Source organism: Chryseobacterium cheonjiense (assembly GCF_012927265.1).
GTDB lineage: Bacteria > Bacteroidota > Bacteroidia > Flavobacteriales > Weeksellaceae > Chryseobacterium > Chryseobacterium cheonjiense.
The window spans coordinates 2,145,765-2,160,257 of record NZ_JABBGF010000001.1; the positions used below are offsets into that span (position 1 = coordinate 2,145,765).

The following is a 14,493-nucleotide window of genomic DNA, read 5'->3' on the forward strand; positions in this document are numbered from 1 at the left end:
CGAAGTCTGGAACTTTTTGTTATCAAACGTTAAATATTTTCAATAAAAAAACCTTGTCGGCGACAAGGTTTTGCTTTATCAGAATTGCATTTCAGGAATCTCTCCTTCAATGATTAAATCGGCCTCTGTAGATTTTATGATGTGTTCTACGGAAACTCCCGGAGCTCTTTCAATAAGCTTGAAACCGTCTGGTGTTACATCCAGTACCGCCAATTCGGTTACGACTCTTTTAACGCAGCTTACTCCTGTTAAAGGAAGCGTACATTTTTTTAAAATTTTACTTTCTCCGGCTTTGTTCACGTGCATCATGGCAACGATAATATTTTCAGCAGAAGCTACGAGATCCATTGCACCGCCCATTCCTTTTACCATTTTTCCAGGGATTTTCCAGTTGGCGATATCTCCGTTTTCTGCAACTTCCATGGCACCAAGAATGGTAAGGTCTACCTTTTTGCTTCTGATCATCCCGAAACTGAAAGCAGAATCAAAGAAGGAACCTCCGTCCAGAATAGTGATGGTCTGCTTTCCTGCATTGATAATATCTGCATCTTCTTCACCTTCGTACGGAAACGGCCCCATTCCCAGCACTCCGTTTTCACTCTGGAATTCTACGTTAAGATTTTCCGGAACGTAATTGGCCACCAATGTAGGGATCCCGATTCCTAGATTTACATAATACCTGTCTTTTACTTCTCTGGAAATTCTTTGTGCAATTTGTTCTTTCGTTAGCATAGCTTAATCTTATCCCGCCAAATTAGCCATTTTTACGGAATTACAAAATAATTTCTTTCTTATCCTATGATAAATTTTGAATCTCAATTTGTTGTAAATTTGTACGCTTTTAATTTTACCGATGAAAATTTTATTACACTATCTTAAACCTTACAAATGGCTAATTATTATTTCGCTGTTTTTAGCCGCTGTAAATCAGGTTTTTTCTTTGTTTGCCCCTGCTATTACAGGGAATATATTAGACAAACTTGTTACCCACCCCAATTTTTTTGATAAGGAGAAAACGCTTCCTAGAAACATGAATGAATATCTTTACGGAACTGATATTTATCATGGTGTTTTTTACTTTTTAGGACTGTTGGTCGGTACTGCAATGATAAGCCGTATCGCTAAAGCATTTCAGGATTATGTCGTGAATGTGATCATTCAGAAATTTGGTGCGAAAATATTTACTGACGGACTAAAGCATTCTATGAGGCTGCCGTTTCAGGAATTTGAAGATCAGAGAAGCGGTGAGACGCTCTCAATTTTAACAAAAGTTCGTGAAGATTCCGTAAAATTTATCAATAATTTCGTCAATGTATTCTTCGGAATTCTGGTAAGCATTATTTTCGTGTCGGTATATGCCATTCGTCTGCACTGGTCTATTATGCCGGTATATGTGGTAGGAATTATCTTTATTGCAGTGGTGACTAATTTACTGAGCAAAAAAATCAAAACCATACAGAAAAATATTGTTACGGAAACCACCAATCTGGCGGGAAGCACCACCGAAAGTCTCAGAAATATCGAGATTGTAAAAAGCTTGGGATTAACCAATCAGGAAGTTGAACGTCTGAATAACAATACTTATAAAATCCTGAATCTGGAACTTAGAAAAGTAAAAAGCATCCGTTCTCTGAGCTTTGTGCAGGGGACCCTGGTTAACTTTTTACAGCAAATGATCACCTTTACGCTTTTATTATTGATTTTTAAAAATATTGTAACTCCCGGACAGTATTTATCATTAATGTTTTACGGATTCTTTATTTTCGGGCCGATGCAGGAAATCGGAAACATCATTATTTCCTACCGTGAAGCGCAGGCTTCGCTTAATAATTTCGACCGGGTGATGAAGAAAGAAGTTGAGCCTAAACCGTTAACTCCTAAGAAAATCGGAGCAATTGAAGAACTGGAATTTCAGAGCGTTTCTTTTCAGCATCAGACTGCTCATTACAAAGCCCTGAATTCAATTTCGTTTAAAGTAAAAAACGGGGAAACAATTGCTTTCGTTGGACCAAGCGGTTCAGGAAAAAGTACTCTGGTAAAACTTCTTGTAGGATTATACAGGCCACAGGAAGGTTCTATTCTATACAATAATATTGACGGAAAGGAATTCGATTTTGATGAACTGAGAAACCAGATCGGCTTTGTGACCCAGGATACGCAGCTTTTTGCAGGAACAATAAAGGAGAATCTTTTGTTTGTAAATCCTTCCGCAACAGAAGAAGATTTGCAGTTGGCATTAAAAAAATCGAGTTGCACCAATCTTTTAGAACGTGCAGAAAACGGAATAGAAACCGTAATCGGAGAAGGCGGTTTGAAATTAAGCGGCGGTGAGAAACAGCGAATTGCCATTGCCAGAGCTTTGTTAAGAAAACCGCATTTACTGATTTTTGATGAGGCGACTTCGGCTTTAGACAGTATTACGGAGGAAGAAATTACCACTACCATTAAAGAAATTTCCAGGGAAAAGGAACAGATTACCGTTCTTATTGCCCACAGATTAAGCACCATTATGCATGCAGACAGAATTTTCGTTCTGGAGCGTGGACAGGTTATAGAAACCGGATCGCACCTCAACCTTATTGAAGAAAAGGGACTGTATTATGCGATGTGGAGACAGCAAATCGGGGAAAGGAAAACTTTGGTATAGATGAGATGGAAGTTTATCTGATTGTGAGATTCTTCACTTTGTTCAGAATGACAATTAGGCTTTATAACTAAAATAAATTACCCCGAAAGCTGATTTCGGGGTATATTTTTAGAAAAATTTGAAAAATTCTTTTAAGTTTAATATTATTTACCGCAAAAGAAGCAAAAGATTTAGATATCTTTTAATCTTTAAATAAGCGACCAAAAGCCTTAAAAATCTTTGATTTTTGTTGAAAGCTGTATGTAAATTCTTTTGTGATTAACTTAATAAACTTACATTAACATCAAATTAATTTCTTTTTCTAACGGTTCTCTGTTCGATTCTTTTTTCAAACTTTTCTCCCTGAAAAATTCGTTGGATCATGATCCCCGGGATATGAATCTGGTTCGGATCCAGTTCTCCGGGTTCTACCAACTCCTCTACTTCAGCAATTGTAATTTTTCCTGCGCCGGCCATCGGATGGTTAAAATTTCTCGCCGATCCTTTGAAAATAAGGTTTCCTGCATGATCGCCTTTCCATGCTTTTACAATTGAAAAATCTGCTTCAAAGGCATATTCCAAGATATGAGGTTTTCCTTTGAAATCTTTCACTTCTTTTCCTTCCGCGACTTCAGTACCGAAGCCTGCAGGCGTATAAAAAGCAGGAATTCCGGCCTGTGCTGCTCTGCATTTTTCTGCCAGTGTTCCCTGTGGTGTCAGCTCCACTTCCAGTTCTCCTGAAAGCATCTGTCTTTCAAATTCTGCATTTTCCCCTACATATGAAGAAACCATTTTTTTGATCTGCCTTTTTTTCAGAAGCAATCCCAATCCGAAATCGTCTACCCCGGCGTTGTTTGAAATACAGGTTAAGTCTTTTACATCACTTTCTACCAAAGCATTAATTGAGTTTTCAGGAATCCCGCAAAGTCCGAATCCACCCAGCATCAATGTCATTCCATCTTCAATCCCTTCGATGGCTTCCTTTGCATTTTTTACTCTTTTATCTATCATGAAATATTAGATTTTCTGTTGGCTTAAATTTAATACTTTTTCTCATATATCAGATATTCCAGATATTCTGATTTTTTTCATGGTCTGAATTTTGGTTACTGTTAATCATCACTTCACAAAATATTATCATATGGAAACGAAAAACATTTCAAGGGTTGCGCTTGGCGCATTTCTCATCACCGCAGGAATCGGACATCTTACTTTTGCAAGAAAAGAATTTCAGGCGCAGGTTCCGGAATGGGTTCCTCTGGATAAAGATGATACGGTTGTATATTCCGGAATTGCTGAAATAGCATTGGGAACGGCGGTAATTGTTACACCCAAAAAGTACAGGAAGACAATGGGTAAAATTGTAGCGGGCTTTTTTGCAGCCGTACTTCCCGGAAATATTGCCCAGTATAAAAACAGAAGAGATTCCTTCGGGCTAAATACCGATAATCAAAGATTTGCCAGGCTTTTTATGCAGGCTCCGCTTATTGCTTGGGCTCTGAAATCTACTGATGAATAAATAAAAAAATCGGCAAAAATTAAAATTTTTGCCGATTTTTTTAATGTAAAATTGATTATTTTATTATTCATTGGATTTGCATCCAATGCTGGTTTAGGTCATCCCTTCGGGACTCTTTACTGGATATTTCTTTTAACCTAACCAATTATTTTTATTCATTGGACTTATGTCCAATGCTGGTTTAGGTCGTCCCTTCGGGACTCTTTATTGGATGATTAATTTTAAAGTAAATAATTTTCTGGTATGAACTTTTACAAAATAGACGCCTTTCGGTAGATTTTCGTTAACTAAAGAGAAACGTTGATTGTTGATGTTTTTTGATTCATAGAGCAGATCTCCGTTCGCCGACAGCAATTCTATTTTTTCGATAGGATAATCACTTTTGATAAAGGTCGGTTCTCTGGGTTTTGTAGGATTCGGATATAAGACTACATTTTTCTCTGTGCTTTTTGTTTCTTCTGTTCCCAACGTGGATCCACTTACCTGAAACTGTACCCTGTTGGATACTTCGGTATACGAATCATTGGTAAACATTACCATGTAATAATTTCCGGGTGTTGTCGGAACTGCTGTTCCCTGAATGGTTTTTGTACCCTGGGTAATTCCGTCAAAATACGTGTAAGAAACAAAATTATCATCCGGAACGGCAATGTTTTGAGGATAAATTCCCAGCCAGTCTTTGATGATGCCCGGAGAATCGGTCCACGAGGCTGTTATATTTTCACCTAATGTGTAAATAGGTTTATTGGTCCAAAGTTCGGTTACAATATCTCCGACTTTAAAGAAAACTTTTTCGCCTATTGTCGTGTAACCATCTTCGAGGAAATACTGTGCATAATAATATCCTTTTGCAAGCCCTGTAAAATTGAGTGTTCCGGAAGCCGTTGTCACATAGCTCCATTGTGTAGAATTTACATTTCCCGGCGTATGTCCCATTTTATAAATTCCGATCCAGTCTTTCGTAAGATTTGGTCCATTGGAGAAATTAACGGTTACCGTTCCGCCGACAGGATATACATCAGAAGTTGTTGTAAGCACCACTTTCGGTCCTACATAAAAGTTTTTTCTCGGGGTAATTTCAGTATAGCCGTTATTTGCGAAGAAGCCTGCAAAATACTGACCTTTCGTGGCAATTCCGTTTGGAAATGAAGCTGTTCCGGATGTCTGCCCGTTGGTATAGACGAAAGCCTGTGAAGTTACAGCCGCAGGATTCTGGCCCTTCTTGTAAATTCCTACCCAATCCTGATTATTGCCCGGACCATCTGTAAAATTGGCTATGATTGGTTCGTTCTGCAGATATTCTGTTTTATTTAAACTAAAAACAGGATTTGAAACAACACTTCCCGTAACGGTAAATTCTTTTACATCGCTCCAGTCACTCCATTCCATATTTCGGTCCCTGTAGCGTACTTTCACATAATAAACACCATTGGTAATAGAGTTTGCAGCGATTGTAGCTTTTGTAATGTCAACTCCGGCATTAAGATTTTTGGTAATATCAGGCGTTCCGTTTCCGTCTTTCCCAAACCAGTTCTCATAATCTCTGTAAAATTCCTTTTCAATAATGGAAAAATCGGCAGCTTTACTGATTAAGAACTGAGTGGTGTTCAGTAATTCTCCGTTCGAACTTGAAAAAGCTGATCCGTTCAATGTGAGAGGTAAAGTAACCGGTGCGGTAAATATGTTTGAAATAGCAGGTTTTGCAGGTTTTGGCTGATTTTTATAACGGTGGAACGTGTCAATCAGTTCATTATATTTTTTATGATAAACTCCTCCTATGGAATAGGATTCAACATCCACTTTTCCTGTATTGACATCCACTTCTACAATCTGATACGTCCAGTCCGTTAATGTTTTCTGAACATCATCAAAATCCTGTTCGGTAGACATTCCCCAATACTGGTCCCATGCAACACCGCCGGAAATAATCTGGTAATTCGGCGTATTTTTCAGCTGTCCCCTGTGATACAAATGGTGATGCGCTCCGACATGCATTAAATATTTTGAAGAAGTGGTTAAAAGAGGAACAGCGCTGTTTCTTACCCATGTTGAAATATCTCCTACATACTGCTCTGCCTGGTAAGGCCTGTGGCTCAATGAGATGATCCAGTCTACAGTAGAATCGTTCTCAGCCGCATTTAAAATCTGCTGCAGCCAGGCCATCTGTGCAGAACCGGTATGTTCAGAACTTAAACTGATAAATAAAACATTTCCCGCCTGCTGAGCGTAATAGTTCTCATTTCCGGATGAGATATTTTTATATTTTATTTCATCGATATAAAAATGAGCGTAATAAGAATTCATTCCCAACGTCCCATAGGTTTCGTGATTTCCTACCGTAGTCTGGATCGGAAGATAAGGAGATAAATTAATATTCTTTTTAAAATGCACATTTTCATAATGATCCAAAGTTCCCACATCCACCTGGTCTCCGACCATAAAAGTCAAAGCAACATTATCGGAAGGATCAGAATTTGGACCGAACTTTTCCTTTAGCTTTTTATAAGCATTCAGCGTTAAGGTATCATATCTCGGTTCTGCCTTGATCTGGTTGTCTCCCATAATCAGGAAACGGATTTTCCCGTTAGCCGTTGCGGCCTGTCCCGGCAAAGGCAGTGTTCTGAAATTGTAAACAGCCGATTCGCTGCTCCCTGTTCTGATTTTATAATAATATTTTGTGTTCGGCTGAAGGTTGGTGATTTTTGCCGTATGATAATAATAGTTATTGTTGTAACCGGTATCGGAAAATATATTGGTGGTTCCGGTAAAAGTCACATTAAGATTGGCCGGGCTTGTTCCATAGAAAACGGTTGTTTCATTATCGGATGAGGTTTTCCAGCTGACAATCATTGAATTTGGTGTAGGATTTTGTAAATAAGGATACAGAGCCTGCCCGAAAGCCATCTGGACGGCAAAGCAGAAAAAGAATAAGAGCTGTTTCATGAGTACAATTTGTATAATGTTTTAATAGTTTAGCTGATAATGATAGGGCTGAAGAAACCCTTTTATCATCGTGCAAAAGTAAAATACACATGTAAACTGTATCTGATGGTAACTTCAAAGAAATATTAATTTATTCCCGGAATTTTTCTTTAAATTTCATTATATTTTAATGGTAATGTGTTTGGAATATTGAAAAAAAGATTTGTATATTTGCAGCCTGTTATTCAACCTCTGACGAAGTCCGTGTAAGTTGCTTAGCCTTAACATTTTATTTTATTAATAATGGATTTATTAAAGTACGTACAAGACAAGTACATTACAAAAAAAGAATTCCCTGAATTCAAAGCAGGTGATACTATCACTGTGTATTACGAGATTAAAGAAGGTCAGAAAACAAGAACTCAGTTCTTCAAAGGAACAGTTATCCAATTAAGAGGTACCGGTTCTACAAAAACTTTCACGATCAGAAAAATGTCTGGTGATGTAGGAGTAGAAAGAGTATTCCCAATCAACATGCCTGCTCTTCAAAAAATTGAAGTTGACAGAAGAGGTAGAGTTAGAAGATCAAGAATCTACTACTTCAGAGACCTTAGAGGTAAAAAAGCGAGAATTAAAGACGCTGCTTACAAGAAGAAATAATTCAGACAACAATACATACGAAAAGAGACTGCTAATTTTTAGCGGTCTCTTTTTATTTTCAACAACCTTAATTTCATATTGCAGGGCTATATGGTTTTTATTCAATAAATTTTAAATATATTTGTGATTACCAAATAATAATTCTTTAAAAACATCCCATACTATTTAATAATTAAACAACTATGAAACGAGCCCTCCTATTATCCGCTTTTTTATTGTCTCAATTTGGGACATCTCAGCTTTTAAAAACTGAAGGTCAAAAGATTGTCAATGACAAAGGTGAAAACATACAACTGAGAGGCCTCGGTCTTGGAGGATGGATGCTTCAGGAAGGATACATGCTGAAAACTGGAGATTTTGCGGGTCCTCAGTACAAAATCAAAGAAAAAATTGCCGAACTGATAGGACAGGATGGAATGAATGAGTTCTACAAAGCATATCTGAAAAACGGCATCACAAAACAGGATATTGACTTTCTGAAGAAGTCGGGATTCAATTCGATCAGGCTTCCGATGCATTATAATCTGTATACTTTGCCTATTGAAAAAGAGCCTAAAAAAGGACAAAATACAGGGCTGGAAGAAGGCTTTAAAATGACCGATGATCTTTTAAAATGGTGTGCCGACAATAAAATGTACCTGATCCTTGATCTTCATGCAGCTCCGGGCGGACAGGGAAATGACGTGAATATTTCCGACAATGACAAATCAAAACCTTCTCTTTGGGAAAGTGAGGAAAATCAGAAAAAAACAATTGCGCTCTGGAAAAAACTGGCAGAAAGATATAAGGATGAACCATGGATCGGAGGATATGATTTAATCAATGAACCAAACATCAATTTCACCGGAAAAAATCCGAATGGAACCGATGAAATGTCGAATGCACCGCTTTGGAAGCTTCAGAAAGATATTACAGATGCCATTCGTACGGTTGATAAAAAGCACATCATCATTATTGAAGGAAACGGTTGGGGAAATAATTACAATGGCCTTACACCGCTTTGGGACAATAATATGGCCTTCAGTTTCCACAAATACTGGAATTATACGGATGATGCAACCATTAAGTTTGCATTGGATCTTCGTGAAAAGCACAATATCCCGATCTGGCTGGGCGAAACAGGTGAAAACTCAAATGTGTGGTTTACAGAATTGATCCAGCTTTTGGATAAACACAACATTGGCTATGCATTCTGGCCAATGAAAAAAATTGATAATATTGCAGGAGTTACCAATGTAAAAATCACTCCCGAATATCAGAAATTATTAGACTACTGGCAGAATGGCGGTGAAAAGCCTTCAAAAGAATTTGCCCGAAAAGCATTGATGCAAATTGCAGAAAATTACAAATTCAGCAATGTAGAGATTAAAAATGATGTGATCGATGCGATGTTCAGGCAGACAACGGATGCTTCCACAAAACCTTTTAAAAACCTTCAGGCTCCCGGAAAAATTTTGGCAACCGATTATGATTTGGGAAGAATGGGTTCAGCTTATCTCGATAAAGATTTTGTCAACCTTTGGGTAAGTGATCCTGAAAAAAGATCCGACTGGAATTCCGGAAACCAGCTGAGAAATGACGGTGTGGATATTTATAAAACCTCTAGTAATGAGTATTACGTAGGAAAAACAGAAAGCGGAGAATGGCTTCAGTACACGATTAATACCAAAGCTGATAAGATATATACTTTCGATATTAATTATGCAAGCAACAATGCAGCAAAAATCAGAATTGAGGATGCTTCCGGCAAACAATTATCTGTTGTATCTCTACCTTCGACAGGAGGTAACGAAAACTGGAAAACTGCTTCTGCGAAAGGTATTAATCTCAAAAAAGGAGAAAACAAAATCCGGATCTATTTTGAAAATGATGGTGTCAACCTAAAGTATTTTGAACTTAAATAATAAAAAATCTTACCTTGCAAATCCCTTTTAGTTTCTAAGAGGGATTTATTTTTGAACGTTATTTACCGCAAAAGAGACAAAATAATTTTTATATAAAATTGTATTAAAAAGAGATATATTAGTTTAAAAATTCTTATTGTTATTCTTTTGCAGGTTTTAATAAACTAAAATATTAACAATTATAAACTATCTTTTACCTCTTTACGGCAAATAAAAAATATTATGAAAAAAACAGGATTATTGTTTCTTTTGATTTCGGCATTCATTTTTGGACAGCAGTCTGTTTTAGACCAAAAAATAAATGCGATTATTAAAGACAAAAATGCTACGGTGGGGATTTCCGTGCTTGGTTTTGAAAACGGTTTTCAATATGGCAAAAATGCCGACAAAAAACTTCCGATGCAGAGCGTGTTTAAATTTCATATTGCTGCAGCTGTTTTGGATTATGTTGACAGGGGAAAACTGTCTTTAGATCAGAAAATTCTTTTAGATAAAACCAATTTACTGGAAGATACCTGGTCGCCGCTTCGGGACAAATATCCGGGAGGAAACGCCGGCGTATCTTTAAGTGAAATCCTTGAATATACGGTTGCTAAGAGTGATAATAATGGCTGCGATATTCTCCTGAAATTACTGGGAGGAACACAAAAGGTACAGAAATTTATGGATGCTAAAGGATTGAAAGGCTTTCAGATCAAATTTAATGAAGCAGAAATGCATAAAGACTGGAATGCACAATATCAAAACTACAGTACCGCATCTTCCGCAACGGATGTTCTGAAAAAATTCTATGACGGAAAATTACTTTCAAAAAAATCTACGGATTACCTGATGAAAGTAATGCTTTCCACTTCTACAGGAAAGAACAAATTAATAGAACAGTTGCCGAAAGATACCCCGGTGGCAAGAAAAACGGGAGCTTCCGGAAAGAATAATGCGGGCTTAACAGGCGCTGAAAATGAAATTGCCATCGTTACTTTACCGAATGGCAGGCATTATGCAATAGCTGTATTTGTCAGTAACTCAACGGAAACGGATGTAGTAAACTGTAAAATGATTTCAGACATATCAAAGTCGGTCTGGGATTATTTTAATAAGTAAAAATTTAAGCTTAATTTTAAAACCATTAAAAATGAAAAAAGTATTATTAACCATAGGATTATTCAGCACAGTATTATTCTTTGCCCAGAAAAATGAAAACTACTTTGTGATCGGTTATCACAGTATCTGTTGCGGCACACCGTCGGATCAGCCGGTTATGAACTTTATTAATCAGTTCCAGAAAAAGAACAAGGTGAAGAATTTCGAGGTGTACAGACAAAGCGGATTGGGAAGAGAGGGTGAATTCAACCTTTATATCGGGAGCGATAAGTTTTCCAAAGCACAGAAAGCTCAGTTTGTAAATGGTCTTAAAGCGGCAATTGACGCCCAAAACAGAATGAAAAAACCCAACAGAGACGGGAATGTGAGTTTCGATGAGACCGAAATGATAAAAAAATCAGAATTGCTGAACGGAAGAAATATAACTTTAATAAATAAACAATTAACTAAATAAGGAAAAATGATCAGAAACATTGTCGTTATCGGAGCCGGAACCATGGGAAATGGTATTGCCCATACTTTTGCACAAAGCGGTTTTAAAGTAAACCTGGTAGATGTATCTAAGGAAGCTTTGGACAAAGGGCTGAAAACCATTACTACCAATCTCGACAGAATAATTGCAAAGGGAAACCTTACGGAAGAACAAAAAGCTGAGACATTAGGCAATATTAATACTTTTACTGCACTTCAGGATGCTGTGAGTTCTGCAGATCTTATTGTGGAAGCAGCAACGGAAAATCAGGAATTAAAGCTGAAAATTTTCGGTCAGATGGATGAATTTGCACCCGAAAACTGTATTCTGGCGACCAATACTTCCTCTATTTCCATCACTAAGATTGCAGCGGCTACAAAAAGAGCGGATAAAGTAATCGGGATGCATTTTATGAATCCTGTTCCGATCATGAAACTGGTAGAGATTATTAAAGGATATTCTACTTCTAAAGAGACTTTTGATGCGATTTATGAAATGAGCAAAACCTTAGGTAAAGTTCCTGTGGAAGTTAATGATTATCCGGGATTTGTGGCTAACAGAATCCTTATGCCGATGATCAATGAGTCTATCGAAACCTTATACAATGATGTTGCCGGTGTTGAGGAAATTGATACGGTAATGAAATTGGGAATGGCTCATCCGATGGGGCCGCTTCAATTGGCAGATTTTATCGGTCTTGATGTTTGTCTGGCAATTCTGAACGTAATGTATGACGGCTTCAAAAATCCTAGATACGCACCGAATCCTTTATTGGTCAACATGGTAATGGCCGGGAAACTGGGAGTAAAATCCGGAGAAGGTTTCTACGATTACTCGGAAAGCAAAAAAGCGGAGAAAGTAGCAAAGATGTTTGCAAAATAAGAATTATGAACGGTGAATAGCCAACAGTGAATTTTAATTGATTTGTTTTACAAAATTGATTAATTTCACCACCGATGAAATTTAAAGAACGAAATATTCAGATATCAATGATCATCATTACTTTAATGATGATCATTTTGCGTTTTTTACTGAACGAAAAAGGGAGAACCAACCCGGATTCTATCCGTTACATGAGGTTTGCCCATGTTTTTCCGACGATTGATAATACCACTACCCCATTAGGTTATCCGCTGAGTATTAAATTTTTCACTTTTTTCGGTCCGGATGAATTCTGGAGCAGTAAAATCGTAGGAATTTCATCATTCCTGTTTATTCTCTTTTTTACCTGGAAAAAGAAATTTTTCTTTAAAGAATCGGTTGTTTTAAGTGCGTTGTTCAGCTTTCTGTCGATCTATTCCTACACGATGAGTGAAGCGCTGATATTGCCGTTTGTACTGTTATTTCTCTATACCTGTTCTTTAATCATTGAAGGTAAACTGGAAAAAGGAAAAGCTGTTTTTTATCTTTCATTATCTCTGATTGCACTTTACAATATACGGTACAGTTCGCTTTTCATCATGGCCGGAACCGGGCTTTTCGGATTGATTTTTTTGAAGAGAAAATACTCGTCGGTCTTTATTATTTCAGGTTTGACCGGGGGTATATTCGTGGTTTTATATAAATTTTTATTCATTGATTATTTTAATGCAAATTACGTTAATGAATTCCTTGAAATCGGTTTGCATCCCACTTCCAAGCTGTTGGTTGAATTATTTCAGGGTCTGTGTACCACTTTTAATCCCTTCATTCATATTGCAAATCCGGGAGGAGGGCTTATTAACTATGCAATCTATGGTATCGGACTTTTGAACATTCTTTTGATATGCTGGCTTTTTATAAGATATAAACTTACCGAGACTGAATTTTTCTTTATTTTTATAAGCGTTGCGGGAATTGTCTGTTCTTATTTTATACAATATTTCTATTCCGTTAATCCAATTGATTACCGTTTAATGGCCCCGTTCAGCTTTCCGGTATGGATGGTGTATTTCAGAAAATTATTCCAGATATTTGACCGTAAAGTTTACATCATTGGCTTTTTAAGTATTTCATCGGGCCTGCTTTTCACATGGCTGTCAAGAGGAAATTACCTGGAAAACAGGAAAGAGATGCAACATTTTTTACAGTCTGAAAAACTGGACAAGATACCTTTACAATTTTATCTGGAAACTGCTGAAGATCTGGACAAGATACAGGTTGCGGAACTGATCAGCACCGTAAATCCGAATATTACACTGAGTTTTAAGCCGAAAGACACTTTACGCAAAACAACTTTAACGAGGTACAAAGTTTTACAAAAAATAAAGATAGACAAGAACAAATACCAATAATTTTATTATCTTTGATTTAAAGTTAAAACATTAAAAAAATGAAATTACCAAAGTTTTTATTAGCAGATAATTCGGAATTTCCAGAAGATTTGTTCGTAGTTCACACAGAATATCCGAGATTCATCCTGAATGTTGAAGAGGAAGAAGTGGAGTGGCTGGATGATCTTGAAGGCGATGATGAGGAGACTATGGCAGATGAGGCTACAAAAGTGGTGGAAGCTGCGTTTAAATGGTGCGATGAAGAGTTGGCTAAGTACGACGAAGAAGAGGAAGATTAATACAATCTAAACATAAAAAAGGAACTCACTTGAGTTCCTTTTCTTTTTATTATTATTCAGCTTTATTGAATTTTAAAAGAAGGAGATTGTCCTGATATAATTCCAGCACATTTCCTGTGATGACATATTTATTGGCTTTAGACATCATATCCATAAAGTTCTTTTCTACACTCATATTCTCACAAGCCATTTTAGTAGATCCCATCTGTCCGGCAGAGAAATTCCCTGTGGAAGGTTCTACTTTAGCTGTTCCGAAATAGTTGTTGCATCCTGTATTTCCGCTGATTTTTTCACCTTCAATATTCAGAGTAGGAATTTTACCTTTCACATTGTCAGCCAGAGCCCATTTTGTACCGGCCAGTGAAGGTTGTGCCTTCCCTACTTTAGAAGCCGAACCGGACATCGCACCGCACGAAACCAAAACCACTGCCGTACTGATACTTAAAAAAAGATTTTTCATTTTTTTCTTTTTGATTCAATCAAATTTACGGAAATATTATTATTTAAACGCTCCTGAGAAGATTTTATTATTCTTTTAACGGCAGTTTTTAATGAAATTTTTAAAGAAAATATAATTGAAATTGCTGTTCGCAAATCATGAGATCATGGTGCAACACTTCAATTTATTTGTGAAATATTTGCGCTTTAATTGTAATGTTCTGGCTAAAGCCGACCTGATATGGTTATTAGAAAAGCGGGCTAAAGCCCGCTTCTATTAATATTTAATCTTTTTATATT

13 protein-coding genes are annotated in these 14,493 nt (G+C 37.0%); 9 read left to right on the forward strand and 4 right to left on the reverse strand.

What is annotated here, in order from left to right:
* Window positions 1–78: 78 nt before the first annotated feature.
* Window positions 79–732 carry a CoA transferase subunit B gene (locus tag HHL20_RS09660; RefSeq protein ID WP_169230921.1) on the reverse strand — a complete coding sequence of 218 codons (654 nt, stop codon included), beginning with the start codon at window positions 730–732 and terminating at the stop codon, window positions 79–81.
* 121 nt (window positions 733–853) lie between these two features.
* Here HHL20_RS09660 and HHL20_RS09665 point away from each other — a divergent pair, with 121 nt between their 5' ends.
* The gene (locus HHL20_RS09665; protein WP_169230922.1) at window positions 854–2,647 is read left to right on the forward strand and encodes an ABC transporter ATP-binding protein; all 1,794 of its coding nucleotides are present in this window, start codon (window positions 854–856) and stop codon (window positions 2,645–2,647) included.
* Window positions 2,648–2,935: 288 nt separating this feature from the next.
* On the opposite strand, the gene HHL20_RS09670 is transcribed toward HHL20_RS09665, so the two are convergent.
* Window positions 2,936–3,637: a CoA transferase subunit A gene (locus HHL20_RS09670; protein ID WP_169230923.1), complete on the reverse strand. Its 702-nt coding sequence runs from the start codon at window positions 3,635–3,637 to the stop codon at window positions 2,936–2,938.
* Window positions 3,638–3,767: 130 nt separating this feature from the next.
* On the opposite strand from HHL20_RS09670, the gene HHL20_RS09675 reads away from it, so the two are divergent.
* Entirely contained in the window at window positions 3,768–4,145 is a 378-nt protein-coding gene (locus HHL20_RS09675; protein ID WP_072885671.1) for a DoxX family protein, read from the forward strand.
* A gap of 204 nt (window positions 4,146–4,349) precedes the next feature.
* Here the strand turns inward: HHL20_RS09675 and HHL20_RS09680 are convergent, their stop codons facing one another.
* Window positions 4,350–7,088 (reverse strand): fibronectin type III domain-containing protein, encoded by a 2,739-nt coding sequence (locus HHL20_RS09680; protein ID WP_169230924.1) that lies wholly within the window; start codon window positions 7,086–7,088, stop codon window positions 4,350–4,352.
* A 282-nt stretch (window positions 7,089–7,370) separates the two neighbouring features.
* On the opposite strand from HHL20_RS09680, the gene rplS reads away from it, so the two are divergent.
* From rplS to HHL20_RS09715, 7 genes are all read left to right on the forward strand, one after another.
* Window positions 7,371–7,727: a 50S ribosomal protein L19 gene (gene rplS / locus HHL20_RS09685; protein ID WP_034709455.1), complete on the forward strand. Its 357-nt coding sequence runs from the start codon at window positions 7,371–7,373 to the stop codon at window positions 7,725–7,727.
* Between the two features lie 182 nt (window positions 7,728–7,909).
* Window positions 7,910–9,631 carry a cellulase family glycosylhydrolase gene (locus HHL20_RS09690; RefSeq protein ID WP_169230925.1) on the forward strand — a complete coding sequence of 574 codons (1,722 nt, stop codon included), beginning with the start codon at window positions 7,910–7,912 and terminating at the stop codon, window positions 9,629–9,631.
* 222 nt (window positions 9,632–9,853) lie between these two features.
* Window positions 9,854–10,732: a CGA/CIA family class A beta-lactamase gene (bla-A, locus tag HHL20_RS09695; RefSeq protein WP_169230926.1), complete on the forward strand. Its 879-nt coding sequence runs from the start codon at window positions 9,854–9,856 to the stop codon at window positions 10,730–10,732.
* A 31-nt stretch (window positions 10,733–10,763) separates the two neighbouring features.
* The gene (locus HHL20_RS09700; protein WP_169230927.1) at window positions 10,764–11,186 is read left to right on the forward strand and encodes a hypothetical protein; all 423 of its coding nucleotides are present in this window, start codon (window positions 10,764–10,766) and stop codon (window positions 11,184–11,186) included.
* Window positions 11,187–11,195: 9 nt separating this feature from the next.
* Window positions 11,196–12,086 (forward strand): 3-hydroxybutyryl-CoA dehydrogenase, encoded by an 891-nt coding sequence (locus HHL20_RS09705; RefSeq protein WP_185194811.1) that lies wholly within the window; start codon window positions 11,196–11,198, stop codon window positions 12,084–12,086.
* A gap of 74 nt (window positions 12,087–12,160) precedes the next feature.
* Window positions 12,161–13,477, forward strand: a complete 1,317-nt coding sequence (locus HHL20_RS09710; RefSeq protein ID WP_169230929.1) for a hypothetical protein — start codon at window positions 12,161–12,163, stop codon at window positions 13,475–13,477.
* 38 nt (window positions 13,478–13,515) lie between these two features.
* Window positions 13,516–13,755: a hypothetical protein gene (locus HHL20_RS09715; protein ID WP_002977986.1), complete on the forward strand. Its 240-nt coding sequence runs from the start codon at window positions 13,516–13,518 to the stop codon at window positions 13,753–13,755.
* 52 nt (window positions 13,756–13,807) lie between these two features.
* Here HHL20_RS09715 and HHL20_RS09720 read toward each other — a convergent pair whose 3' ends face one another.
* A complete protein-coding gene (locus HHL20_RS09720; protein ID WP_169230930.1) occupies window positions 13,808–14,215 on the reverse strand; it encodes an META domain-containing protein in 408 nt (135 codons plus the stop codon).
* Window positions 14,216–14,493: the final 278 nt, after the last annotated feature.